Source organism: Rhizobium pisi (assembly GCF_003938655.1).
Lineage (GTDB): Bacteria > Pseudomonadota > Alphaproteobacteria > Rhizobiales > Rhizobiaceae > Rhizobium > Rhizobium pisi.
This window is the reverse complement of record NZ_RJJT01000001.1, coordinates 215,518-239,999: the sequence shown is the minus strand read 5'-3', so window position 1 is coordinate 239,999 and position 24,482 is coordinate 215,518. Positions and strand designations below refer to the sequence as shown.

Annotated in this window: 23 protein-coding genes and 1 tRNA gene; 18 read left to right on the top strand and 6 right to left on the bottom strand. The window is 61.6% G+C overall.

Features of this window, described 5'->3' with window-relative positions; translation table 11 throughout:
- Positions 1-21 precede the first annotated feature (21 nt).
- Positions 22-1,224 carry a regulator gene (locus tag EFD55_RS01260; protein WP_125842213.1) on the bottom strand — a complete coding sequence of 401 codons (1,203 nt, stop codon included), beginning with the start codon at positions 1,222-1,224 and terminating at the stop codon, positions 22-24.
- Between the two features lie 287 nt (positions 1,225-1,511).
- Here EFD55_RS01260 and EFD55_RS01255 point away from each other — a divergent pair, with 287 nt between their 5' ends.
- The 3 genes from EFD55_RS01255 to EFD55_RS01245 all read left to right on the top strand — a co-directional run bounded on the left by EFD55_RS01255 (position 1,512) and on the right by EFD55_RS01245 (position 4,144).
- Positions 1,512-2,471 carry an NAD(P)H-dependent flavin oxidoreductase gene (locus EFD55_RS01255; protein ID WP_125842211.1) on the top strand — a complete coding sequence of 320 codons (960 nt, stop codon included), beginning with the start codon at positions 1,512-1,514 and terminating at the stop codon, positions 2,469-2,471.
- Between the two features lie 119 nt (positions 2,472-2,590).
- Positions 2,591-2,666: transfer RNA gene (locus EFD55_RS01250), tRNA-Thr, on the top strand.
- Positions 2,667-3,508: 842 nt separating this feature from the next.
- The gene (locus EFD55_RS01245; protein WP_125842209.1) at positions 3,509-4,144 is read left to right on the top strand and encodes a hypothetical protein; all 636 of its coding nucleotides are present in this window, start codon (positions 3,509-3,511) and stop codon (positions 4,142-4,144) included.
- 309 nt (positions 4,145-4,453) lie between these two features.
- Here EFD55_RS01245 and EFD55_RS01240 read toward each other — a convergent pair whose 3' ends face one another.
- Positions 4,454-4,960 carry a hypothetical protein gene (locus tag EFD55_RS01240; RefSeq protein WP_125842207.1) on the bottom strand — a complete coding sequence of 169 codons (507 nt, stop codon included), beginning with the start codon at positions 4,958-4,960 and terminating at the stop codon, positions 4,454-4,456.
- Positions 4,961-5,506: 546 nt separating this feature from the next.
- Between EFD55_RS01240 and EFD55_RS01230 the strand changes: the two genes are divergently transcribed.
- Both EFD55_RS01230 and EFD55_RS01225 read left to right on the top strand, forming a co-directional pair.
- Entirely contained in the window at positions 5,507-5,872 is a 366-nt protein-coding gene (locus EFD55_RS01230; protein WP_125842205.1) for a hypothetical protein, read from the top strand.
- A 234-nt stretch (positions 5,873-6,106) separates the two neighbouring features.
- The gene (locus EFD55_RS01225; RefSeq protein ID WP_125842203.1) at positions 6,107-7,600 is read left to right on the top strand and encodes an MDR family MFS transporter; all 1,494 of its coding nucleotides are present in this window, start codon (positions 6,107-6,109) and stop codon (positions 7,598-7,600) included.
- 187 nt (positions 7,601-7,787) lie between these two features.
- Here EFD55_RS01225 and EFD55_RS01220 read toward each other — a convergent pair whose 3' ends face one another.
- Positions 7,788-8,534 (bottom strand): glucose 1-dehydrogenase, encoded by a 747-nt coding sequence (locus tag EFD55_RS01220; RefSeq protein ID WP_125842200.1) that lies wholly within the window; start codon positions 8,532-8,534, stop codon positions 7,788-7,790.
- Between the two features lie 107 nt (positions 8,535-8,641).
- On the opposite strand from EFD55_RS01220, the gene EFD55_RS01215 reads away from it, so the two are divergent.
- A complete protein-coding gene (locus EFD55_RS01215) occupies positions 8,642-8,983 on the top strand; it encodes an ArsR/SmtB family transcription factor (RefSeq protein WP_125842684.1) in 342 nt (113 codons plus the stop codon).
- A 9-nt stretch (positions 8,984-8,992) separates the two neighbouring features.
- Here the strand turns inward: EFD55_RS01215 and EFD55_RS01210 are convergent, their stop codons facing one another.
- The gene (locus EFD55_RS01210) at positions 8,993-9,889 is read right to left on the bottom strand and encodes a GntR family transcriptional regulator (RefSeq protein WP_125842198.1); all 897 of its coding nucleotides are present in this window, start codon (positions 9,887-9,889) and stop codon (positions 8,993-8,995) included.
- Positions 9,890-10,126: 237 nt separating this feature from the next.
- On the opposite strand from EFD55_RS01210, the gene EFD55_RS01205 reads away from it, so the two are divergent.
- From EFD55_RS01205 to EFD55_RS01175, 7 genes are all read left to right on the top strand, one after another.
- Entirely contained in the window at positions 10,127-11,629 is a 1,503-nt protein-coding gene (locus EFD55_RS01205) for a UxaA family hydrolase (protein WP_125842196.1), read from the top strand.
- 93 nt (positions 11,630-11,722) lie between these two features.
- The gene (locus EFD55_RS01200; RefSeq protein ID WP_125842194.1) at positions 11,723-12,742 is read left to right on the top strand and encodes an aldo/keto reductase; all 1,020 of its coding nucleotides are present in this window, start codon (positions 11,723-11,725) and stop codon (positions 12,740-12,742) included.
- A gap of 9 nt (positions 12,743-12,751) precedes the next feature.
- Entirely contained in the window at positions 12,752-13,198 is a 447-nt protein-coding gene (locus EFD55_RS01195; RefSeq protein WP_125842192.1) for an RbsD/FucU family protein, read from the top strand.
- Between the two features lie 210 nt (positions 13,199-13,408).
- Entirely contained in the window at positions 13,409-14,398 is a 990-nt protein-coding gene (locus tag EFD55_RS01190; protein ID WP_125842190.1) for an ABC transporter substrate-binding protein, read from the top strand.
- Between the two features lie 104 nt (positions 14,399-14,502).
- Positions 14,503-16,056, top strand: a complete 1,554-nt coding sequence (locus EFD55_RS01185) for a sugar ABC transporter ATP-binding protein (RefSeq protein ID WP_125842188.1) — start codon at positions 14,503-14,505, stop codon at positions 16,054-16,056.
- A gap of 27 nt (positions 16,057-16,083) precedes the next feature.
- A complete protein-coding gene (locus tag EFD55_RS01180) occupies positions 16,084-17,058 on the top strand; it encodes an ABC transporter permease (protein WP_125842186.1) in 975 nt (324 codons plus the stop codon).
- A 67-nt stretch (positions 17,059-17,125) separates the two neighbouring features.
- On the top strand, positions 17,126-18,142 hold the full coding sequence (locus EFD55_RS01175; protein WP_125842184.1) for a zinc-binding alcohol dehydrogenase family protein: 1,017 nt from the start codon (positions 17,126-17,128) through the stop codon (positions 18,140-18,142).
- Here the strand turns inward: EFD55_RS01175 and EFD55_RS01170 are convergent.
- Complete coding sequence (locus EFD55_RS01170; RefSeq protein ID WP_125842182.1) at positions 18,139-18,864, bottom strand: copper homeostasis protein CutC; 726 nt, start codon at positions 18,862-18,864, stop codon at positions 18,139-18,141. The genes EFD55_RS01175 and EFD55_RS01170 overlap by 4 nt on opposite strands.
- A 50-nt stretch (positions 18,865-18,914) precedes the next feature.
- Positions 18,915-20,120, bottom strand: coding sequence for a LysR family transcriptional regulator (locus EFD55_RS01165; protein ID WP_125842682.1), 1,206 nt, complete (start codon positions 20,118-20,120; stop codon positions 18,915-18,917).
- A gap of 49 nt (positions 20,121-20,169) precedes the next feature.
- Here EFD55_RS01165 and EFD55_RS01160 point away from each other — a divergent pair, with 49 nt between their 5' ends.
- From EFD55_RS01160 to EFD55_RS01140, 5 genes are all read left to right on the top strand, one after another.
- Positions 20,170-20,442, top strand: a complete 273-nt coding sequence (locus tag EFD55_RS01160; RefSeq protein ID WP_125842180.1) for a hypothetical protein — start codon at positions 20,170-20,172, stop codon at positions 20,440-20,442.
- Between the two features lie 196 nt (positions 20,443-20,638).
- Positions 20,639-21,547, top strand: a complete 909-nt coding sequence (gene osmF, locus EFD55_RS01155; protein ID WP_125842178.1) for a glycine betaine ABC transporter substrate-binding protein OsmF — start codon at positions 20,639-20,641, stop codon at positions 21,545-21,547.
- A gap of 69 nt (positions 21,548-21,616) precedes the next feature.
- Positions 21,617-22,783, top strand: coding sequence for an ABC transporter permease (locus EFD55_RS01150; protein ID WP_125842176.1), 1,167 nt, complete (start codon positions 21,617-21,619; stop codon positions 22,781-22,783).
- Positions 22,780-23,724 (top strand): ABC transporter ATP-binding protein, encoded by a 945-nt coding sequence (locus tag EFD55_RS01145; RefSeq protein ID WP_125842174.1) that lies wholly within the window; start codon positions 22,780-22,782, stop codon positions 23,722-23,724. Before EFD55_RS01150 ends, EFD55_RS01145 begins: the two co-directional genes overlap by 4 nt.
- On the top strand, positions 23,721-24,470 hold the full coding sequence (locus EFD55_RS01140) for an ABC transporter permease (RefSeq protein WP_125842172.1): 750 nt from the start codon (positions 23,721-23,723) through the stop codon (positions 24,468-24,470). The genes EFD55_RS01145 and EFD55_RS01140 overlap by 4 nt, the downstream gene beginning before the upstream one ends.
- Positions 24,471-24,482 lie beyond the last annotated feature (12 nt).

The following is a 24,482-nucleotide window of genomic DNA, read 5'->3' as shown; positions in this document are numbered from 1 at the left end:
GGTGCTTGGCGGAAAGCCGCATCACTGCCCCGGCAGGATGCGGACCGCGAAGAGGTTGATGCCACGCGCCTTGCCGTCGAGATCACTGTTGATCGTCAGCGTGCCCGGCGAATTCGGCGCCAACGACCGGTCGAACTTCACCTGCAGCAGCGCATCCGACTTTTCGCGGGTGACGCTGAAGCGATGGCGGGCGCAATTTCCGAGCGATTGAAAATTGCATTCGACGGTGACTTGCGTCGGCTCGTCGCTGGTCGACTGCAGGGTCAGCGCGATCGTCGAGGATTTGCCGGCGAGCTGCTGCAGCACCGACGCCGGCACGTTGATCGAGATATTGCCGTCGGCCGCACCGCTCTCGGAAATCAGGCGGACGGCGGGGCCGTCATTCTCGGTGATTTTTTCGGTGCGCGCCCGCCGACCGTTCTGGATTTTGTCGGCCTCATCAGGCTTGAACACGGGGATCCAGTCCGCCGAAAAACTGTTCTGCGGGTCGATGGTCACGGGTTCGTCGGTGTGGGAGCCGGTGTTTGCGGCGCCATCGTTCTTGGCGCTATCGTCATTGCCGGTGAAATCCTCGGGCTGCGTGCTTGCCGGCGGATTGGCGACGCTGGTGTCGCGCTCGGCCGCCGTCAGGAGCAGCCCCGACGTATGCGCCCACCAGGCGCCGATGCCGATGAAGGCAAGCAGCACGCACCAGACGAGAAGCCTTGAAAAGAACTTGCGCGGCTTGCGCCGGCCGGCAGCCCGCTCCGGGCGGAAATCCATGTCTTTGGCGCGTTGGCCGCGTTGCAGCCGCTCCTCGCCGACTGGGGCGGCGGCCAGATGATCGGTATTGCTCGCATGCACGTCATCGAGGCTCGAATCGTCGCCGCGACGCATGATCACGTCGGGGGCGCGTGTCTCGCCGGAGATCATGGGGCTGTCGATATCGTCCACGTCAGGCCGGTGAACCGGAGCCGGCGGCATTTCGACGACCGGCGGCACAGGCACTTCCGGCGGCCTCTGGCGGGGGTGGAGGCGATCCCGCTCCTCGCCTTCGATGGCGTGAATGGTGCTTTCCAGGCGATGGCGGTGATGGGCGACGACCTCGGCATCGGTGATATCCTGCTTGCGCAGGCCGGCTTCCAGCGCCTGGCGGGCGGACTGATAGATCCTCGCTCGAACCTCCGGATTGTCGCGTTCGGAATTCTCGAGCGCTGTTCTGATGGCCGTTTCTAATCCGCTCACGTCAAGTCCTTCACTGTGAATCCGGCATCCGACTGCAATCCCCGCCGTTCTCCATCAAAATTCGGTAGCGGCAAGCGCGGCAAACCGCAAGCCTCGCGGGCTTGGCCGCAATTGATCGGCGGGGGATAATGAGTGGCTTTCACGGCTTGCGGATCTCATTTTATGACTCTCTTCGGACTATATATTCGTCGTGAAATCGTCGAAGGCGTGGCGGCCGCTCTTTAATCACCTTTTCATCTCTGTTATGAGATTGACGTTTTCGTAAACGTCAATCGAAGCGGTGAAGCATGGCCCTGCCCCCGATCCTTACGGACAAACTCAGACTGCCGGTCATCGGCTCGCCGCTCTTCATCATCTCGCATCCTGCGCTGACGCTGGCGCAATGCAAGGCGGGCGTCGTCGGCGCCTTTCCGGCCCTGAACGCCCGGCCGGAAAGCCAGCTCGACGAATGGCTGGCCGAGATCACCGAGGAACTCGCCCGCCACGATGCCGCCCATCCCGAGCGGCCGGCAGCGCCCTTTGCCGTCAACCAGATCGTGCACATGTCGAACAAGCGGCTGGAGCACGACCTCTCGCTCTGCGTCAAATATAAGGTGCCGATCGTCATCTCCTCGCTCGGCGCCGTGCCCGAGGTCAATGCGGCTGTGCATTCCTATGGCGGCATTGTGCTGCACGACATTATCAACAACCGCCACGCCCATTCGGCGATCCGCAAGGGGGCCGACGGGCTGATCGCAGTGGCGGCCGGCGCCGGCGGCCATGCCGGCACGCTTTCGCCCTTCGCGCTGACCCAAGAAGTCCGCGAATGGTTCGACGGGCCGCTGCTGCTGGCCGGCGCGATTTCCACCGGCGGCGCAATCTTGGCCGCCCAGGCGATGGGCGCCGACATGGCCTATATCGGCTCGCCCTTCATCGCGACGCAAGAAGCGCGCGCCGCGGACGCCTACAAGCAGGCGATCGTCGCGGGCGCGGCCGCCGATATCGTCTATTCCAACTATTTCACCGGCGTGCACGGCAACTACCTCAAGCCCTCGATCGTCGCCGCAGGCATGGACCCCGACAACCTGCCGATCGCCGACCCTTCCAAGATGGATTTCGAGCAGGCGACCGGCGGCGCCAAGGCCTGGAAGGATATCTGGGGCAGCGGCCAGGGCATCAGCGCCATCAAGGCGGTCGAGCCTGTGGCAAACCTCGTCGACCGGCTGGAGGCCGAATACAAGGCGGCGCGTGCCCGGCTGGCGCTCTGAGGCGTTGCCTTGCCGCGCCCCTCTTTTTTGCCAAAGGCATGACAGGGTGCTTGAAATCTTCAAACAATGCCTGTATCAGCGCCATGCAAATCGCGGGCCGCATGTTTCGGCCGTGAAACGCCGCTTTAGCTCAGGTGGTAGAGCACATCATTCGTAATGATGGGGTCGCAGGTTCGAGTCCTGCAAGCGGCACCATTTTTCTCATGAAATTCAGCAAGCTAGGCCCCGGGACGTCCATATCGGGCGCCTTTATGCCTTCTATTTTCGGTCTGTGTAATCACCGAATAATCACGGGGATCAATGAGCGCCGTGCGGAATGCGTCCGCCGTGAGGCACTGTGCAATGATGGAAAGAGCCCAATCTCGGCAGCGATACGCGGTTGCCCCCGGACCACCCGCGCGTCTTGCATGCCTGATCGAAGCCGAAGCGAGGCGTTGCGCGGGTATGTTCCGGATGCGATTGACCGGCGCGTCATCGGTCGTCCGGGGTGGCCAGTCTTGCCACTCGTCGCCGGCCAAGACTATCGAAGCAAACGGCGACCGGAAGCCGGCAGGGCTGATCCGCGCCGTTACCCAGTTGGCCCACTTGATTGCGGCGACAAGCTCGATGGGCAACGATTTGAGGCGTCCAAACACCCGGCTCACGCTGATGGATCACGGCGTCTTCCCTCTGTTGAAAGGAAGACCCGTTATAGCGCAATGCAGGAACATTATCCTCACAGGCCGACGAGATTGCAGGACACTATTTCTCTTCCGTTCTTGATCGATCGGTTGCGGTTCGTCCCGCGTTGAAACCTGTGGTCAAGGGGTGGATCAATAAGCGAGAGGCGTGCGCCGGCATTGAATTCGTCTCAAATTCTGTTGTCTCCTGTCGCGGTCACCGGAAAGGCAGGTTCGGAATGTATGATTGGGCTATATGGCTTGTCGCGCAAATCCCTTTGGCTGCGGTCCTTGCGGTCGCCTACTTCTTCAAGGACGCTCTAGCTTCCTGGGTCAATGCGCGAACGAAGCATTCCTTCGACGCGAAGTTAAGAGGAGTTGAAGGCCGATCTCGCGGTCAAGGCAAGAGAGATCGATACGCTCAGGACAGTGCCGTTTTCTGCACGATCAGCGCGGCAAGCATTAGTCGATAAGCGAAAGCTTGAGGCGATTGACCAGATTTGGGCGGCATTAAAGGTCATGCGGCAGGGCAAGTCCACAACCGCCCTTCTCGCAGTCATCAAGTGGGATGCGGTTGCCGACTTGACCGAAAAAGACGGCAACGCCCGAGAGATGTTCAAGACTATGCTGGACAGCGCCAAAATAACTGAGCTTTTCAATCACAATGCTCATGCCGCAATGCCGTACGTTTCGCCAATAGCTGCAGCGCTGTTCAGCGCATATGCTACGGTGATCACTTTCACCCAGGCTCAGCTAGTAGTTCTGCAAACCGGTCTCGGAAAGAATGCCCTTTCGTCACCTGATGCGGTTTACAAGGTTCTTTCGGCAGCTTTGCCTGACTGGTCGGAATCAACAAAGTGGGCGCTTTTGGTTTCGCTCAGGTTCTGGACGAGCTTGAGAAGCGGCTGTTGGCGGAGCTTCAGCGTAACATCGAGGGTAGAGGCGATGACGAGGCTCAGGTCACCATTGCGGCGGGGATTTTGGAGCTTGTCCGGGATGCCGAGCGTAAGATGAGCGAGCGAAAGGTACCCGCCCAATTTTCACAATAGATCGCGACCAGATGCCCCATAACTGGTCGTTGCTTGGCCGAATATCGAGCCCATCCGCGATTGCGCTGGCGATCGACTGCTGAACTCCTCGTCCGTCATCTTTTTCCCTGGCGCCCGCGGTTTCGACGGCATCGGCTTGCCGGCCTTTTTCTCATATCCAGTCGTCTGTCGTTTCCGCGAAAAACTTCAGCAAGACTTCCGGTAAAGCTCTTGCGCAAGTGCAAATGACCGAGGAGGGTATGGCCCGTCCGGCGGCGCAGGCATAACCCCGTCATCATTTGATAACTCGCTTGAAAAACCGCCTCAAAACTTCATGGAGAGTCGGGATGGAGCACATGATGATCCACCCACCCCAAAGGCTGATTAGATAAAACGCGGCAAACCGGAAATGACCAAATAGCTCGGTCCCGCCTCGGCACTTCGCGTTGGTGCATGCGGTGATTTGGGCCATGCCATAGGCAGCTAGCGCAACTAGAGCTAGCCCTGAAAGGGCAACGCCTAACGCCTTGGCGGTTGAAATCTGCGGGTCAGGTTTGCGTTTAATCTGGCGTGAGTAAAAGAAATAGATTGCTAAACAGGCGCACGGAAGAGCCGTCGCCAGTGAGGCCGACAGCATCGAAACGGGCGTCTGATCTACCAGGACCGAGAAGATGTTCGCCCAAATATAAGCAAAAATAGGGACGCAAAGCAGTGAAGTCTCCCAGCTTTTTGGGCCAGGTTTATAGAACTCTTGGAAAACAACGACGAAATGGCACGCCAGCGCGAAGAGCGCTGGAAACAATGGGAACTCCCATCGTAGAAGAAGCAATCTCAACAATCTGAAACCTACCCGGCGCTCGATACTGCGTTACGCTTCATCTAGAAGAAGCAACCCCTCCGCAGTCCAGGAGCCACCTTGAATTCCGGCTTAACCAGACCGTATGAGGCGAGGACCTCGACCGCGATTTCCCCGGCATATATAGCCTTGTGATCCAGCCATCCATTACCTCGGCTCAGGTATTCTTCACACATGCACGCAAGGGCTCCTAAGATCCTTTTCTCTTCGGGGGTCACAGCTGTTGCTCCATAACACTTAGAAAATACACGAGTGATAATCGGGTCTTTAGATCGGATCGGTGATCCCTACCACCCATCATTATCATCAGGTGATGGAATTTTTCTCGCTTTGCTTTCAGAGGCGGTCAGGTGCAATCGTCACCGGCAGCATGAAATCTTCATCATCGACGCCCAACGACGGCGGGCCCCGGCTGTGAGATCGCAACCACGGCAGGAACAATGCCCCGGTCGGGCAGGTTTTCCTCCTCGAACCAACAACATGGAGAAAATCATGTCCTGCAAATTCATCGCGATATCGCCTCTTTTGATCGGCCTTGCCGGCTCGGCCGTGGCGCAAACGGCGGGTGGAGCGAATTCCAGCGGGCGGCTTTCGGTGGCGCCTGTTATCGGCGGGTCGGGCAGTTCGGGCGCAGGTTCGGCTGGAACAGGCTCTGCCGGCACAGGGTCGGCGGGCACGGGTTCTGTCGGCACTGATCCCGGGACCACAGGCAGCACCACCGGCAATGACGGGGTCGATCTCAATAGCGGACGCAGCACGATCAATCCCGGTGGGGTCAATCCGAACCTACAGCCGACGCCCGGTTGCACCGGGGCAAGCGCGGATACCGGCTCGCTTGGCGAGGCATGCCCGCAATAGGGTGGCGCCCTTCCCTTCCGACCATATGAAGGCCCGGGGGGAACGGCGCTGCGCCTTCATTTCGGCTGTCACTATCCTGAACCGGCCCAAAAACGATGGCTGCCGTCAGAATTGCTTTACCGGCCGTCGTCTAGGTCGTAAAAGAACAGCATTCCTCCGCAAGCGGCGCATCATCGCCCTTCCAGCCAGTCTGCCGACATTCCCGGCCATGCGGAGCTCCCGAAGAGGATCGTCATGTCGAATGCAGCGCATCGCTCAAACCGCGTGCTTGTCGTCGCCACCATCATGCTCGCAACCTTCATGGTGGCGATCGAGGCGACGATCGTGGCGACTGCGATGCCGCGCATCGTCGGGCAGCTCGGCGGCTTTTCCTATTATAGCTGGGTGTTTTCGGCTTTCCTGCTGGCGCAGTCGACGACGACTGTCATCTACGGCAAGCTTTCCGACATCTTCGGGCGCAAGCCGGTGCTGATCGGTGGCATCGTCATCTTCCTCGCCGGCTCGTTGCTCTGCGGATTCGCGTGGTCGATGATGTCGCTGGTGCTCTTCCGGCTGCTGCAGGGGCTTGGCGCCGGCGCGATCCAGCCGGTGACGATGACCATTATCGGCGATCTCTTCACGCTCGAAGAGCGCGGCCGCGTGCAGGGCTTCATGGCAACCGTCTGGGCGACATCGGCCGTCGTCGGGCCGCTGGCCGGCGGCATCATCGTCGATAACATCTCCTGGGCCTGGATCTTCTGGATCAACCTGCCGATCGGCATCGTCTCGATCGTCGCCTTCATGGCCTTCCTGAAGGAGGATGTGGCGCATAAGCAGGCAAAGATCGATTATCTCGGCGCGGTGCTGTTTTCGATCTCGATTGTCGCACTGCTGATCATGCTGACGGAAACGGACGCGAGCGTCTGGATTCTGCTGTCGCTCTTCGCCGTCTTCGTGGTCGCGGGCCTACTCTTCCTCGCACAGGAGAAGCGGGCGCCGGAGCCGATCATCTCGATCGCGCTCTGGAGCCGCAGGCTGATCGCAACCAGCAATGCGGCGACGCTGCTTGCCGGCATGGCGCTGATCGGGCTTTCGACAATCCTGCCGATCTATGTGCAGGGCGTGCTCGGCCGTTCGCCGATCGTTGCCGGATTCACGCTCACCATGCTTGTCGTCGGCTGGCCGATGGCGGTGATGCTCTCCAGCCGCTTCTACAAGGCCTTCGGCATCCGTCGGACCTTGCGCGTCGGCAGTCTGCTGTTTCCGTTCGGCGCCTGTTTCCTTTTGTTCCTCACCCCAGAAAGCTCGCCGGCGCTTGCCGGCGCCGGCTCCTTTTTCATGGGCTTCGGCATGGGTCTCATCAGCCTCACCAGCATCGTGCTGGTGCAGGACAGCGTCGAATGGTCGATGCGTGGCAGCGCCACAGCCTCGATCATTTTTGCCCGCAGCCTCGGCAACACGCTCGGCGCCACCGTGCTCGGCGCGATCCTCAATGCCGGCATCAACCACTATGCGAGCGGCGAGGCGGCGGCCGGCCTGCACGAGGCGCTGAACCAGCCGACCGGGCTTTCGGCGCTCGCCGCCGATCCGGCGATCCGCTCGGTCTTCAATGCGGCGCTGCACTGGAGCTTCTGGGGCGTGGTCGTCGTTGCGGTGCTGACCTTCTTCACCACCTGGCTGATCCCGGTCGGCCATAACAGGCGTGAAGAGCCGGCCGCAGGAACGGCAAGCGAGGCGGCCTCGCAATAGCGATCCCTAGAGAATTTCCGTTTTTCTCCGAATCACGGAAATTCTCTATCTCTTTGTTCTCACGCAATTCCGGACGCAAAACCGCTACGCACTTTTGCTGGAATTGCTCTAGCGGAACAGCTTCGGGCATCTCCGGACTGCGGTGGCGTACGTCTCCCGTCAAGGGGCACATACGCCACCACAACTGTCAGCGGAAACCGCCGCTGGCGGCCAAGCGCTCGCCGGTCAGCCAGCGGGCATCGTCGGAAGCGAGGAAGACCGCGACACCGGCGATATCGTCCGGCTGGCCGGTGCGGCCGAGCGGCGTCTGGGCCACCAAAACCTGCTCGAAATCCGAGCCGATGACGCCGGCGGTGTGCGTGCCTTCGGTCTCGACGATACCCGGGAGAATGGCGTTGACCCGGATCTTGCGCGGCCCCAGCTCCTTGGCAAGTACGCTGTTGATGCCCTCCACAGCACCCTTCGTGCCCGTATAGACGGAAGAGTCAGGCGGAGCCAGGCTGGTGACAACAGACGAAATGTTGATGACGCTGCTGCCCTCGCCAAGATGCTTGACCGCTGCCTGGGTGGTCAGCAGAACGCCCAGAACATTCACGTCGAAGATGCGACGATACTGTTCCTCGGTCACCTGCTCGATCGGCGCGAATTCATAGACGCCTGAGTTGTTGACCAGCACGTCGAGCTTGCCGAACTCCTTGACCGCGGCATCAACCAAGCCCTGTGCCTGTGCCGCCTTGGAAACATCGCCCTGGACCGCAATGGCTTTGCCGCCGGCCGCGCTGATCGCCTCAACCACGGCATCCGCTCCCGCCTTGCTCGACGCGTAATTCACCACCACCTTCGCGCCCTCCGCCGCAAGTGCCTTGGCAATCGCAGCACCGATCCCTTTGGAGGCCCCCGTTACGATTGCGACCTTTCCTGTCAGCTTAGCCATCTTCCATTCCTTCTGATCCGGACTGCCGTCGAGATTGGCGGCTTTGTTCCTTAGTTCGGAAATTCGGAACTATTGATCCTGATGTCAAGGGGCGCTATATGAAATTCATGAGACCGCTCTTTCACCCAGCAATAGAGGACATCCGGCCTGAGGCGATCCTGTACGCGCTCTCCGACCCGGAACGCGTGGCCATATTTACGCAGCTTGCCGCCGGCTGTGGAGTGACGTGTTCTGCGCTTGCCGATCTGGGTGAGCGCACCATTCCGAAGTCCTCGCTATCGAACCATTTCAAGGTGTTGCGCGAATCCGGGCTGATCCGGAGCGAGCGCCAGGGTGTGGAGATGCGCAACCAGAGCCGCTGCGCAGAGCTGGATGAGCGCTTCCCGGGCCTGATCGAGGCCATTCTGACTGCTTACAGACAGCGTCCCGGCCAGCCGAAAGCGGATTGACCTGAAGGCTCAAGCGCTCTCGGCGGTCGGCGGCAGAGACTGCAGCAGGGTCTGGCGCGCGGAGCGCAGATGTGCACGGCAGGCCTTTTCGATTGCCGCCTGGTCGCCGGAATCGAGTGCTGCGATATAATCCAGATGTTCGTAGATCGCTCGCTCGTTGCGCTCGCGCGCGGCGGTCTTGTTCCACTGGTAGTGATAGTGGAAGATGATGGCGATCGCATCGTAGAAATCGGCGATGAAGCGGTTCTTCGAGGCGCGGTGGATCAACAGGTGGAAGCGCTCGTCGAGGACGGAGAAATCCTTGAAACGCTGGTTGATGTCGGCAAGCATGGCGAGATGTTCCTCGCGCATGGCGGCAAGATCGATCCAGGCCTGGTTGTCGCGGGGAAGCCGGCCGAATTCGGCGGCGGAATGCAGCTCGAACATCTCGCGCACATCGGCAAGCTCAAGGGCGAATTCGCGCGTGAAGCCCTTCAGCGTCCAGTGGCTGTTCGGACGTTTTTCGATAAGGCCGAAGCGGGAGAAGCGGATCAGGAATTCGCGTACGCTCGTCGTGCCGGTGCCGATTTCGCGGGCAAGCTCCAGTTCGTTGATCTGCATGCCGGGCGCTGCATCATCGGCAAGGATGCGCTGCATGAAGCTGCGCTCGATGATGTCATGCAGCGAATCCGTCTCTTCGGAAGGGAAGAGGTCGCGGTCCGTCGGCTGGCGCAGCACGATCTTCTGGCGCTTGTTCCAGCGGATGATGCCTTCTTCGCTCAGCCTGGTGAGGATGGCGCGCGCCGTGCTGCGGCTAACGCCGAGCTGGGCGGCGATCTCCGGCTCCGAGGGCAGCGCCGTATCGGTGCGCAGCGCGACGGCATAGCGATTATATGCCTCCTTGAAGACCGTGTTCTGCCTTGCCATCAGACCCCCGCTTTTCCGCCCGCGTGCCGCGACCGCCGTTCCCGCTCAAAAGCAGGAAGGCGCCGGACCAAGGGCCTGTCCAAATGACCCTTAGCTCATTTCTGGCCGCCTGCGGCTCATTGCCTCCCTCGTCCACAGGATCAATATTCCCGTTGACTTGAAAATGTTTATTGTAGATAAAAAACAAAATCAATGCGCATTCGCCGATGCAGCGGGCGTTTCCTCAGGGAGAAAAGATTGGACAAACAGCCTTGGATCATCCTCTCGGCCGGAGACAATGTCGCGGTCGCAACGGCGGTTATCGCGCCGGGTTCGACGGTTGCCGGCATTCAGGCTCGCCAGAAGATCGACCCCGGCCATAAGGTCGCGATCGCGGATATTCCGCTCGGCGCGGCGGTGGTGAAATACGGACAGGCAATCGGCCGCACCACTGAAGAGGTCAAGGCCGGCGACCATGTGCACAGCCATAACCTGCATTTCGAAAACGACCGGCTCGCCGCGACCGCCAATTCGGCGCCGGAAACGGCGATGGCGGACGATAAGGCGCGGACCTTCATGGGATATCGCCGCGCCGACGGGCGGGCGGCGACACGCAATTATATCGGCATCATCGCCAGCGTGAACTGTTCCACCACGGTCTGCCGGGCCATCGCCGACGAGGCGAACCGGACGATCCTGCCGCATTACGAAGGCATCGATGGCTTCGTGCCGATCGTGCACGACCAGGGCTGCGGCATGAGCTCGACCGGCGACGGCATGAACGTGCTGCACCGGACGCTTGCCGGTTACACCCGGCATGTGAATTTCGGCGGCGTGCTGATGATCGGCCTCGGCTGCGAGGTCAACCAGCTGACGCTGTACGGCCAGAGCGGTGCGGGCGCCTCCAAGCGGCACTTCAACATCCAGGACGCAGGCGGTTCACGCCGCGCGGTCGAGCGCGCCATGGGCGTGCTGCGCGAAATCGCCGCCGATGTCGGCAAGGAGCGGCGCGTGCCGATCTCGATCGGCGAGATCATCATCGGCCTGCAATGCGGCGGCTCGGACGGCTTTTCCGGCATCACCGCCAATCCGGCGCTCGGGGTGGCGGCCGATCTGCTGGCTTCAGCCGGCGGCACGGCGATCCTTTCGGAAACCTCGGAAATCTACGGTGCCGAACACCTGCTGCGCAGCCGCGCCGTCAGCGACGAGGTGGCAAAGAAACTCGACGAGAAGATCGCCTGGTGGGAGCAATACGTCGCCCTTCACGGCGCTTCGCTCGACAACAACCCCTCGCCCGGCAACAAGCGCGGCGGGCTCACCACCATTCTGGAAAAGTCGCTCGGCGCAGTCGCCAAGGGCGGCCGCTCACCGCTGACGGCGGTCTATGGTTATGCCGAGCGGGTTACGGCGCCCGGCCTCGTCTTCATGGACACGCCCGGCTACGATCCGGTCTCGGCGACCGGCCAGGTGGCCGGCGGGGCGAACATGATCGCGTTCACCACAGGCCGCGGCAGCTGCTTCGGCTGCCGGCCGGCGCCGTCGCTGAAGCTTTCCAGCAATTCGGCACTCTATGCCTCGATGGAGGAAGACATGGACATCGATTGCGGCACGATTGCCACCGGCGATGCGACGATCAGCGGCAAGGGCCGCGAGATCTTCGATCTCATCGTCGATACCGCGTCTGGCAAGAAGACGAAGAGCGAGATCTTCGGCTATGGCGATAACGAATTCGTGCCCTGGCATCTGGGCGCAACGCTCTAATCTTTGTTTTATGCAATTCCCGGGAAACCCGCTTCGCACTTTTCCCGGGATTGCTCCAAATAAACAGTTTCAGCTTCTTCGCGAGGAGGAATGATGAAGACGAGACGGATCGGCAAGACCAAGCTTGAGGTGACCGAAATCAGTTTCGGCGCGGCGGCTCTTGGCGGCCTCTACCGGGAATGCCCGCGCGAGCAGGCGATGGACACGCTGCAGGCGGCTTGGGATAGCGGCATCCGCTATTTCGACGTCGCGCCCTGGTACGGGCTCGGCCTTGCAGAACGGCGCGTCGGCGACTTCCTGCGCGACAAGCCCGAAGGCGATTACGTGCTGTCGACCAAGGTGGGCCGGCTGATGCGGCCGGTGCCGACCGGAACCGTGCCCAATTACGGCTATGTCAATCCGCTCTCCTTCGATGCCGATTACGACTATTCTTATGACGGCATCATGCGCTCGGTCGAGTTCAGCTATGCCCGCCTCGGCCTCAACAGCATCGACATTCTCTACGTGCACGATATCGGCGGTTATACGCATGGCGCGGCGAAAAACGCGGTCCACCTGAAACAGTTCCTCGATTCCGGCGTAAAGGCATTGGAAGAGCTGCGCTCCTCGGGAGCAATCTCCGCTTTCGGTCTCGGCGTCAACGAAGTGCCGGTCTGCCTCGATGTCATGCGCCATACCGATCTCGACTGCATCCTGCTCGCCGGCCGCTATACGCTGCTCGACCGTTCGGCCGTCGACGAACTCCTGCCGCTCTGCCGGCAGAAGGGCACGTCACTCGTCGTCGGTGGTGTCTTCAACTCCGGCATACTCGCCACCGGCCCTGTGCCGGGTTCCCATTTCGACTATCTTCCGGCAGATGACGACGTGCTCGCCAAGGTCGGTGCGATGGAGGCGATCGCCAAACGGCACGGGGTGCCGCTCGCGGCTGCCGCCATGCAGTTTCCGTTGCGGGAGGCGATCGTCGCATCCGTGCTGATCGGCACGGCGAAGCCTTCAAGCCTGACGCGCAATATGGAGATCGTCGAGCCGCAGCTTGACGACGGCATCTATGCCGAATTCGAACCCTATACGCTGGTCGCGCCGCCGCTCGGCGCCGAAGCAGTCCGAGTCTAAGGAGACAACATGCTCAAGGGTATCCATCCGTTGCTCGGCCCCGACCTGCTCCATGCTCTGAAGACCATGGGACACGGCGACGACATCGTCATCGCGGACGCCAACTTTCCCTCGGGCTCGATGGGCCCGCCTGTCATTCGTGCCGATGGCGTCAGCGCCACTGATATGGCCGAAGCGATCCTGACCCATATGCCGCTCGACACCTTCGTGCCGGAAACGGCATGGCGGATGGAGGTGGTCGGCGATCCCCACGCGGTGCCGGAAGTCTGCGCCGAGTTCCAGGAGATCGTCACCAGCCGCGCCGGCGATTTCCGTATCGTGCCGGTGGAGCGCTTCGCCTTCTATGCGATGGCCCGCAAGGCTGCCTATATCGTCGCGACGACCGAATTCCGGCTGTACGGCAACCTGATTCTAAAAAAGGGTGTGGTGCATCCACACGAAGTCGACATGGCTTGACACCGTATTTTAGGCTATCGTGGTATTGAAATAAAATCAGTTGCTTGGGGGAATTTTTCCAGAGAAAAAAAGCGAGATTGGCGTACTTGCAATTTGAATGCGCCTCGGCTAGCTTCTCCCGGCAAATGTTTTTTATCGATAAAAACCCTCCGCCAGCGTTCAGCGGTCCGGTTTAATTGGAGGAGAACGCATTTTGAGAGGAGAACCCTTATGAACATCGTAAAATCCCTTCTGTCGCGCCGCGCCTTTGCAGCGCTTGCAGGCGTTGCCGTCATCGCCACGGCAGTGCCGGCAACGTCCTTTGCTGCCGAGGTGACGATCCCGATCATCGTCAAGGACACGACGTCCTTCTACTGGCAGATCGTTCTGGCCGGCGCGCGCAAGGCCGGCAAGGATCTCGGCGTCAAGGTGCCGGAACTCGGCGCTCAGGCCGAATCCGACATCAACGGTCAGATCAGCATTCTTGAGAACGCCGTTGCCGGCAAGCCGGCCGCCGTCGTCATCTCGCCGACCGAGTTCAAGGCGCTCGGCAAGCCGATCGATGAAGCCGCCAAGTCGGTTCCGATCATCGGCATCGACTCCGGCGCCGACTCCAAGGCGTTCAAGTCGTTCCTGACGACCGACAACGTCCAGGGCGGCCGTATCGCTGCTGACGGTCTTGCCGCCGCCATCAAGGGCGCCACTGGCAAGGAAGAGGGCGAAGTCGTCATCCTGACCAACCTTCCCGGCGTCGGCTCGCTGGAACAGCGCCGCGAAGGCTTCCTGGATCAGGTGAAGACCAAGCATCCCGGCCTGAAGGTGATTGCCGACAAGTACGGCGATGGTCAGGCAACGACCGGCCTCAACATGATGACCGACCTGATCACGGCAAACCCGAAGCTCGTCGGCGTCTTCGCCTCGAACCTCATCATGGCGCAGGGCGTCGGCCAGGCGATCGCCGAAAACAAGCTCGGCGACAAGATCAAGGTCATCGGCTTCGACAGCGACGACAAAACGGTCGGCTTCCTCAAGGATGGTGCGATCGCCGGCCTCGTCGTTCAGGACCCCTATCGCATGGGCTATGACGGCATCAAGACCGCTCTTGCCGTCTCCAAGGGCGAAAAGGTCGAGAAGAACGTCGACACCGGCGCAAACCTCGTCACCAAGGCGAACATGGCCGAGCCGAAGATCGACGCTCTGCTGAACCCGAAGATCAAGTAAAACGGCAGGCAGGCCGCGCCGGTTTCAAAAACCGGCGCGGCCTTTCTCATCCATGGTATGGTTCACCAGGGATGGAGCAGACGTGAGAAGAGGAGGAGAGGTCCATGATCGGACTCGAAGAGATCAGTCATCGCCACGATGACAGCGCGACGCTGAAAGAAGCCAATCGAATTGCCGCCGGATCGCCCATCCTCGAACTGAAAGGCCTGCAGAAGAATTACGGTCACGTACAGGCGCTGAAGCCTGCGACGCTGACCTTCCTTGCCGGCGAAATCCACGCCATCGTCGGCGAAAACGGCGCCGGCAAATCCACCCTCATCAAATTGCTCACCGGCGTCATCCCCCGCACGGCCGGTGAGGTCCTGTGGTGCGGCCATCCGGTGGGGCTGTCGACGCCGAACGAGGCAATCGCCCGCGGCATCAACGCCGTCCACCAGGAGGTCGTGCTCTGCCGGCATCTGACTGTTGCCGCCAATCTCTTCCTCGGCGACGAGGTCAACCGTTTCGGGCTGATGCGCAAGAAGCAGATGGAGAAGATGGCGCAGGCCGTTCTCGACGATCTTGGCTTCGGCCTGCCGGCCGGTGCGCTTCTGAGCTCGCTGACGATCGGTCAGCAGCAGCTCGTCGCCACCGCGCGCGCAGCCATGCGCGGCACGCAGTTCCTGATCTTCGACGAACCCACGGCCTATCTCACCCGCCAGGAGTCCGCGCAGCTCTTCAAGCTGATCCGCCGTCTGCAGGGCGAAGGCGTCACCATCGTCTATATCAGCCACCGCATGGAGGAAGTTTTCGAGCTTGCCGACCGTGTCTCGGTGCTGCGCGACGGCACGCATGTCGGCACGCGCCTCATCGGCGAAACCAATGACGCCGAACTGATCGCGCTGATGATCAATCGCTCGATCGAGCAGATCTACCACAAGGAAGACATTCCGATCGGCGAGACGATCCTCGACGTCAGGGGGCTTACCGGTCCGGGCTTCGAAGATGTGTCGCTGAGCGTCAAGGCAGGACAGATCGTCGGGCTCTATGGCCTGATCGGCGCCGGGCGCAGCGAATTTGCTCTCGGGCTCTACGGGCGCCAGCCGACAACTGCGGGCGAAATCCACTGGATGGGCAAGCGCGTCGACATCAAGAACGAACGCACCGCGATGGAGCTCGGCATTGCGCTCGCGCCCGAAAGCCGGCGCGACCAGGGGCTCTGCCTCAACCTGCCGATCGGTCTCAACATCAACCTGCCGGTGTTCGGACGCCTCAGCCACGGCGCGGTCATCAATCACGCGCGCGAATCGGCGAATGCCGACAAGCAGATCCGCGATCTCAGCATCAAGACGCCGAGCCGGCGCGTTCCGGCCTCCAGCATGTCGGGCGGCAACCAGCAGAAGATCGTCATCGGCAAGTGGCTGAGCCACGGCGCTCGGCTTTTCATTTTCGACGAGCCGACCGTTGGCGTCGACGTCGGCACCAAGGCAGAAATCTACCGGCTCTTCGCCAAGCTTCTGAAGGAGGGGGCAGGCATTATCCTGATCTCCTCGTACCTGCCTGAGGTCTACGAACTGGCCGACCGGCTGCATGTCTTCCGCAGCGGCAAGCTCGTCGCGAGCCATGATTTCCATACGGCGACGCATGAAGAAGTGCTCAGCGAAGCGATCGGCGTCTGAGCTAGAAGAATAAGAGGGAGAAAACCTATGACTGCCACCCCCACCGAAATCGTCGCGCCGCCGCCGCGCCGGAAGATGAACATCCTGTTCGGCCTGACCCTGATCGGGTTGCTGATCTTCCTCTGGGTCGTGCTCGGCTTCTCGACAGACAGCTTTTGGACGCCGCTCAACATCTCCAACCTGCTGCGCCAAGGCGCGATGACGGCGATCCTGGCGCTCGGCCAGACCTTCGTCATCATCACGGCTGGTATCGACCTTTCCGTCGGCGCCATCGTCGGCTTCTGCACCGTCATCATCGCCTGGCTGCTACAGGCGGGCATCCCGCTCTGGGCGGCGATCATACTGACGCTGGCAATCGGTGTTGCGATCGGCGCCTTCCATGGCTTCGGCATCGTGCATATGGGCCTGCCGCCATTCATCATCACGCTGGCGACGCTGACATCGCTGCGCGGCATTGGCCTCTTGATCACCAACGGTTCGACGATCAGCATCACCGACGAGAGCTTCAGCAACTTCGCCCGCGCCGATTTCCTTGGCGTTCCAAGCCTGTTCTGGATGGTCATCCTGGTGGCGATCCCCTCCTTCGTCTTCCTGCATCTGAGCCGTTGGGGCCGCTATCTCTTCGCCGTCGGTTCGAATGCCGAGGCAGCGCGCCTTTCCGGCGTCAACGTCAAGTGGATGATCTACCTCGCCTATATTCTTTCGGCATCGTTCGCGGCTTTTGTCGGCGTGCTGCTCGCCTCGCGTATCGCAATCGGTAACGCGACACAGGCCGACGGCTGGGAACTGCAGGCGATCGCCTCCTCCGTCATCGGCGGCACCAGCCTGTTCGGCGCGGTGGGTTCCGTGCATGGACCGCTGATTGGCGCCTTCATTCTCGCCACCATCAACAACGGCGCGAACCTTCTGAACGTCAACTCCTTCTGGCAGCGCATCATCACCGGTCTGCTGATCATCGTGATCGTGTTCTTCGATCAGCTGCGCCGCCGCCGGAGCAATTGAGCGACAAAGGGACAGCCGGCCTGCCTGTCAGGCCGGCATCCTCAATTCCAGCAATGCGAGACCCGTCATGAAAGCAGTTCTTTGCCGGGAGCCCGGCGTGCTCGATATCGTCGAGCGTCCTTCGCCTGCGGAACCGGCAGCGGGCTGGGTGCGCCTTGCCGTCAGCCATGTCGGCATTTGCGGCACGGACTATCATATTTTCGAGGGCAAACATCCCTTCCTCGAATATCCCCGGGTGATGGGCCATGAGGTCTCGGCGACGGTGCTGGAAGCGGGCGACGGTGTGGCCCTCGCGGTCGGCACGCCGGTCATCGTCAACCCCTATCTCTCTTGCGGGCAATGCGTCGCCTGCCGTCAGGGCAAGCCGAACTGCTGCACAAACATCAAGGTGCTCGGCGTCCATACGGACGGCGCTTTCTGCGAGGAAATCTCGGTTCCGGCCGAGAACCTCTATCCCGCCAAGGGCTTAAGCCTCGAGGCCGCGGCAACCGTCGAGTTCCTGGCGATTGGCGCTCATGCGGTGCGCCGATCGATGGCGGCTGCTGGCGCACGGGCGCTTGTCATCGGAGCCGGACCGATTGGGCTTGGGGCAGCGCTCTTCTCGCGCATCGCAGGTCATGAGGTGACGCTGCTCGATACCAGCGCCGAACGATTGCAGATGGCATCGGAGCGTTTCGGCTTCACCTCCGGCATCGTTGCCAACGAACAAACGGCTGATGCCGTGCGGGAAAAGACCAATGGCGACGGTTTCGACGTGGTCTTCGACGCGACGGGTTACGGCCCGTCGATGGAGAAGGCCTTCTCCTTCGTTGCCCATGGCGGCGCGCTGGTGCTGGTCAGCGTCGTCAAGGACGATATCCGCTTCTCCGATCCCGAATTCCACAAGCGCGAAATGATGCTGATCGGCAGCCGAAACGCTACCCGAGCCGATTTCGAACATGTCGCAGATTCGATCGCCAAAGGCCTGGTGCCGGTGGAGAAGCTCATTACCCACCGCACAACGCTTGCCGACGCGCCGCGCGATCTCGCGCGCTGGGCGCATGAGAAGAATGGACTGATCAAGGCGGTGATTAGTGTTACCTAAAGGGTCGCCGCGATCGCGCGGCGCATCTCCCTGACCACCGTGACATCCGTCTTATTTGTGCTTTTCGCCTCGAAGCCAAACGCGACCGCTCGCGGGTCTGCACTTTCGACAGGCGAACTGCAGGAGCCGTGGACCTCGCGGGCGCCGGTCGCCCGCAATATTTCGCCGACATTTGCCGGGCGAATGCCGCTGCCCGGCATGATCGCGATGCGGCCGGCGGCCTTTGCAGACATGCGCTTCAGCGTTTCCAGACCATCGGCCGCCTTTAACGCGCAGCCGGAGGTGAGAATGCGTTCGCAGCCGAGTTCGACCGCCTGCTCCAGCGCCTGATCGGCATCCGGCACCAGATCGAAAGCGCGATGCAGCGTCGAGCCGAGGCCGGCCGCATGCGCCTTCAAGCGGTGGATCAGCGGCATGTCGAGCGTACCATCCCGCCGGTTGGCGCCGATGACGACGCCGGCAAGGCCTTCTGTGCGCACGGCATCGATATCGATCATCATCGCTTCCTCGTCCGTCCCGTCGAAGATGAAGGGACCGGCATGGGGGCGGATCATTGCGTAGACCGGGATGGGCGCCCTGGCGGCGATCCTCATCAGGCTCGGCAGCGGTGTCAGGCCGCCGAGCTCGAGGGCTGAGCAGAGCTCAATGCGGCCGGCGCCGCCCTCGATCGCGGCGGCAAGGCCTTCGGCGCTGTCCACGCATACTTCCAGCAGAATGGTCACGTGCAATCTCCCTCGTTCCGCCTGTGCATTCCTTAAACCAGGGCGCCTGATTAGGCGACGGGTTGCGATGTAATCCTCGCCGCCGCGTCGATGATGACAGCGCAGGCATCGGCGGCTGCTTTACGATGGTTGAAGGCGACGTGATAGGACATCGGCACACGCACGTCGAGATCGACGATGCGCACCTTGTTGGCAATCGGCATGGCACTGACGCGGCCGAGGAAAGAGACGTAGCCGTGATTGGCGACGAGGTCGACAATCACGGGGAGCGAATCCGCCGCGGTGATGTCCTGACTGCGCAAACGCCGGTTGGGCGTGCGCGCATCGCTGAAGGCCATAGCCGCGTGGCCGAGGCCCGTTCGCGGGCTCGGCATGCAGATCGCATGGCCGGCGACGAGATCGGCGACGCTGGTTTCGATGCTATTCGGCGGCGCGATCACCACCATATCGGTCTGCAGCAGTTCACGATGCCGGAAGTTTTCGAGGCCGAAGACCGAATCCAGGATGGCGACATCGATACGGCCGTTCTTCAGCGCCTCGCGCAGATCGTCGGCGGTCATCGAGACCAGCGAGATCGCATTGTTGTTGCGGCGCGCATTCCATTCCGAAACCAGCACACCCAGGCAGCGCGCCACCCAGCTTTCCGATCCAGTCGGAATGATCGAGCCGATGCGCAGCGAACGGGCGGTGCGCCGATAGCGCTCGTCAGCCGAAGATTTCAGATCGTTCCACGCCTGGCTGATCCCCATGAAGATCTGGTAGGCGCGCCTGCCCTCCTCCGTCAGCACCGACCCCTGCGCCTGCCGCTCGAATAGGCGGTGGCCGAAAAATTTCTCGAGATTGGCAAGCTGAAGCGAAAGCTGCGGCTGACCGAGTCGAAGGCGGCGGGCGGCGCGGTTGATGCTGCCTTGGTCGGCGACTTCGAGAAAGCGCTCCATCGTAACGATCTTGATGGGAATGCGGGATGCCCAGGCCTCGTAGACCTCTGCGGCGGCCACGCTGTCGTGACCGCTCACTTGGCCGACCTCACCGATCGCGGCCGTGATCGGCTCCAGGCCTTCCAGCACCCGGCCGCTTGCGAGCAGCATCACCAGCTCGCCGGAGGTGCGTTCCGTCAGCTTGATCGCCAGTTCGATCTCGAGATTATGGATTGCGGTCGAGACGGTGGAAGGCGACAGCTGGAAGCGCCGCGCTGTCTCGCGGACGGACCCTGTTGTCAGGACATGGCTTGCAATGAACAGGGCACCGAGATGCAAACGGCTACCTCCGGAAAGCGCTGGAAAAACCGGACGATATGATGTGTTCATGAAAAAAGATATCCCTGCCTCGGGATCGGCAGTCTATCGTTTGCTGCATAAAAATCCGGGCGGTGGAAACCCACGAGAGAGCACCGGAACACCGTGGAAACACGCAAGGGGACAAAAACAAATCACGCCGGCCCTGGAAATGGGAATGTGTTTCCGCGCGCGGAGGCGCATTCCCCGCCATAATCTCGGCGCGACCGCAAATACTGGAGGGGCTTGCATCGATTTTTCGGGCATGCACGCTATTTCCATGACGCACGCAATTCCGGCATGATGGCGGCCTCGTCGCCCTCGCCGGCGGATTTCCTGAGCGCAAGTCCTACCAAGGGCTTGGGCACTGCATGATTCCTGAAATCGGAGCCGACTTCAGGATAAATTATGCGGCTATTCAAAGTGCTGCAGCGTCCTTTGCACGTCTGAAAGACGTGCGCCGCTGCAGGGTCAACGGTGTTTAAACAAGGGGATATTCCATGCTGAAGAAACTCGCACTTGCCGTTTCGCTCTCCGCCTTTGCGGTGGGTGCGGCCCAGGCCGCCGACGTCGTCGTGTCGTCGAAGATCGACACCGAAGGCACGTTGCTCGGCAACGTCATCGCGCTCGCTCTCGAAGCGAACGGCATCAAGACGCAGGACCGCATCGCGCTCGGCGCCACGCCTGTCGTGCGCAAGGCGATCACCGCAGGCGAAATCGACATCTATCCGGAATATACCGGCAATGCCGGCTTCTTCTTCAACAAGGCCGACGATGCTGCCTGGAAGAATATCGACCAGGGCTATGAACTGGCGAAGAAGCTCGACTACGACGCCAACAAGATCGTCTGGCTGACGCCCTCGCCGGCGAACAACACCTGGGCGCTCGCCGTGCGCAACGACGTCGCCGGCCCGAACAAGCTGAAGAGCCTTACGGACTTCGGCAAATGGGTTGCCGGCGGCGGTGCCGCCAAGCTTGCGGCTTCGGCCGAATTCGTCAATTCGGCCGGCGCGCTTCCTGCCTTCCAGACGACCTACGGCTTCCAGCTGAAGCCCGACCAGATGGTCGTTCTCTCCGGCGGCGACACGGCGGCGACAATCAAGGCGGCCGCCGACCAGACGAACGGCGTCAACACCGCCATGGTCTACGGCACGGACGGCGCGATCGAGGCGGCCGAACTTACCGTTCTCGAAGACGACAAGGGCGTGCAGCAGGTCTATGCGCCGACGCCGATCATCCGCGAAGAGGTGCTGAAGGCCAACCCGAAGATCGAGGAAGTTCTCTCGCCGATCTTCAAGGGCCTGACCGCCGACGAACTGCGCAAGCTCAACGCCAAGATCCAGGTCGATGGCGAGCCGGCGAAATCCGTCGCCGAGGCCTATCTCAAGGAAAAAGGCTTTCTGAAGTAGTCGCCCCCTGCTCCGCCCGGCTGCGGGCGGAGCCTCCCTTTGCTGACAGGGCCAGACGGGATTGAATTGATGGAAGAAACCTCAGCGGTCCGCAGGCTGGACCGGCTCGGAGTGGTTCTGGTGGCCGGCGGCATTGCGGCCACGGCATTGATGCCCTTCATCTATGTGAAGGCGAACCGCATCGCCGCCGGCAAGCCGATGCTGCTCACGCAGCTCTTTCCCCAGCCCTCCGTCATCATCCTGACCGCCCTTCTGCTTCACACCGCCTTCGCCACGCTGTTTCTCCGCAATGCGCTGGCCCGGCTTGCGATCGCCACACTCTGCCTTGCGGCTCTGATTGCTGCGATCGGCCTCGTTTCGACGGCGGCGACGCCGCCGGGCAGCACGGTGGCGCGCATGACGCCCGGCGGCGGCTTCTGGGTCCTGTTCGCCGTGATCGGTCTCATCATATCCGATGCACTCGTCAAAATCAGGCTGGCGCCCTGGATGCGGGTTGCAGTCCTTGCGGCCTATACGGCGCTGCTCTTCCTTTCGCTCTCGTCAGGCCTGCTCGACAGCCTCTCGATCATGAAGGAATTTTCCACGCGGGCGCCACAGTTCCGGACGGAGGCAATCTCGCATCTGCTGCTGGCGCTCGGCTCCCTTGCCATCGCCATCGTTCTCGGCCTGCCACTCGGCATCCTCTGCTTCTGGGTGCCAAAGCTGCGCGCCGTCGTGCTGCAGGGCTTGAGCCTCATCCAGACGATCCCGAGCCTCGCCCTCTTCGGCCTATTGATGCTGCCGCTCGGCTATCTCGCCACCCATGTGCCGCTGGCGGCCGATATCGGCGTCCGCGGTATCGGCACGGCACCTTCGCTGATCGCGCTCGTGCTCTATTCGCTGCTGCCGATCGTCGCCAACACCGTCGTCGGCCTTCAGGGCGTCGATCCCTCGGTGCGTGATGCCGCCGCCGGCATGGGGCTGACGCGCCGGCAGATCCTGACCGGCATCGACATGCCGCTTGCCTTTCCCGTCATCCTCACCGGCATTCGTATCGTGCTGGTGCAGGCGATCGGCATGGTGACGATCGCGGCGCTCATCGGCGGCGGCGGCTTTGGCATCTTCATCTTCCAGGGGCTCGGCCAGACAGCCATGGACCTCGTCCTGCTCGGCGCCGTGCCGACCGTCTTCTTCGCCTTCTCATCGGCCGTCATCCTCGATGCGGTCATCGACAGCATTCGGGGATCCGCTGCATGACCATGATCGAGATCAGGAACGTCACCAAGCGCTATGGCGCGGCCACCGTCGTCGACAAAGTCTCGATGTGTGTCGAGAAGGGTTCGATCACCGTCATCGTCGGCACGTCGGGCTCTGGCAAGTCGACGCTGATGCGGATGATCAATCGGTTGGTGCCGATCACCGAAGGCGAGATCTTCGTCGGCGGCCAGAATGTGATCGATGTCCCGGTGACCGAGCTTCGCCGCAAGATCGGCTATGCGATCCAGGGCCACGGTCTCTTTCCACACCGGACGGTGGCGCAGAATATCGCGACCGTTCCCCAGCTTCTCGACTGGGATTCCGTGCGCATCGCCAAACGGGTCGAGGAACTGCTCGGGCTCTTCAATCTCGACCCGGCGACCTTCGCCGACAAATATCCGCATCAGCTCTCCGGCGGCCAACAGCAGCGTGTCGGCGTGGCCCGGGCGCTTGCGGCCGAACCGGAACTGCTTTTGATGGACGAGCCGTTCGGCGCACTCGATCCGGTCATCCGCGGCAAGGCGCACGACGACCTTCTGGCGATCCAGAAACAGTTCGGCACGACTGTCATTCTCGTCACCCACGACATGGACGAGGCTTTCCATCTCGGCAACCACATTGCCGTGATGAGCCAGGGCAAATTGTTGCAATGCTCGACGCCGGAGAAGATCCTGACCGAGCCAGCTGATCCCTTCGTGCAGCAATTGACCGGCACCTCCGACCGGGCGCTGAAGCTGATGTCGCTGCTGCCGCTGAAGGAAAGCATGGAGCCTGCAAAGAGCGGCCTCGCCTATGCCCTGCCGCAGTCCCTCAGCCTGCGCGATGCACTCGCCGAAATGATCTGGCAGGGGGTCGACGAGGCGGCGGTGCAGGACGGAGAGAAGGCGCCCGTGGGATCGATCTCGATGAGCCGGCTTCTCGAGCTGGGCCGCAAGGCATGAAACTCCTCGTCGCCAATCTCTTCCGTATGGCGGCGCTCGCCCTGCTGCTGATCCTGCTGTTCAGGACGGAGTGGCTGTCCTTCATGCTGGTGCCGCTGACGAACAACAATGCGCCTGCGGTCTACACCCAGAACAGCCTTGCCTCCCTTGCCGCCGGGCATCTGCAGCTGGTTGTGGGATCGATCGTCTGCAGCGCCGTGCTTGCCGTTCTCGGCGGCATCTTCGTGACGCGGGAGAGCGGGGCTGACTTCCTGCCGCTATCGCGCGCGATCGCCAATGCGGGGCAGACCTTTCCGCCGGTCGCAGTGCTGGCGCTCGCCGTTCCCGCCACCGGGTTCGGCGCCATGCCGACGCTGATTGCGCTCTTTCTCTACGGCCTGTTGCCGATCTTCGAAAACACCGTCGCTGGATTGAAGCAGGTTTCGCCGCAGGTGCTCGACGCCGCCGATGGCATGGGCATGAACGGCACGCAGCGGCTGTTTCGCGTCGAGTTGCCACTTGCCCTGCCGCTGATCCTCGAAGGATTGAAGGTCGCGACCGTCATCAATATCGGCACGGCGACGATCGGCTCGACGGTTGCGGCAAAGGGCCTTGGCGAGGTGATCATCGCCGGGCTGATTTCCGACAACACCGCCTTCATCCTGCAGGGAGGGCTGATCGTCGGCCTGATGGCGGTGCTGATCTATGACGCCATGGGCCTCATCGAAGGAGCGATCACGCGAAGAATCGGCTTGCGCACTGCGTAAGAGGACCGCTAC